Genomic DNA, 839 nt, shown 5'->3' on the forward strand with positions numbered 1-839 from the left:
CGGGCCAGCTCGGCCAGGTAGACGTCGAAGTCCACCCGCATCGCCGGGCGGCGCTGACCCCACCGGGCGGTAGCGGCCCGTAGTTCGGCCCGGCACACGGCGCGCTGCCGGTCCGGGTCCGGCAGCGCGTACCGGCCGGCGAGGTGCGCCGCGATCAGCTTGGCCTGCGCCTCGACCAGCGGGAACGCGGAACCGGTGGACTGCATCAACCCGACGAAGCTCAGTCCGGGGGCGTCGGGGTGGAACACGTGCCGGTACAACGGCAGGGTGTCGGCGCCGCCGGCGAGCAGCGCCGGGTCGAGGAACGGCACGTCCACCCGGTAGCCGGTGCACCAGATGATCAGGTCGACGGTGTCGCTGCGGCCGTCGGTGAACTCCACCCGGTCGCCGTCGAGGGCGGCGACGCCGGGGCGGGCCTCGACGTCGCCGTGGGTCAGCCGCGACAGCAACCCGTCGGAGAGCGTCGGGTGGTCCTGGAGGAAGCCGTGCGTCGGCGCGGGCAGCCCGTAGCGGGCCGGGTTGCCGACGGTGGCGCTCAGCATCGTCTGGCTGACGCGTTGACGCAGCCGCCACGGCAGTCGGCGGGCCAACGCCCCGTTGAGGGTGTCCGAGGGGCGACCCAGCAGGTACTTCGGCACCACCCAGACGCCCCGGCGCAACGACAGTAGGGTGCGGGCCGCCGCGTACGACGCGTCCACGGCGATGTCCATCGCGGAGTTCCCGCCGCCGACGACCAGGACCCGCCTGCCGGCCAGCTGCTCCGGGCCCCGGTAGTCGTGGCTGTGCATCTGCTCGGCGGTGCAGGCGCCGGGGTAGCCGGGATCCGGCAGCCGGGGCAC

At 74.5% G+C, this 839-nt stretch carries 1 protein-coding gene; it reads right to left on the reverse strand.

The genetic code is table 11. The features are described 5' to 3' along the window. A partial coding sequence (locus KBX53_RS34510; protein WP_210863983.1) for an NAD(P)/FAD-dependent oxidoreductase occupies positions 1 to 839 on the reverse strand: 839 nt, incomplete at both ends.

The sequence above is a fragment of the Micromonospora sp. M51 genome (assembly GCF_018070305.1).
In the GTDB taxonomy this organism is placed as follows: Bacteria; Actinomycetota; Actinomycetes; order Mycobacteriales; family Micromonosporaceae; genus Micromonospora; species Micromonospora parva.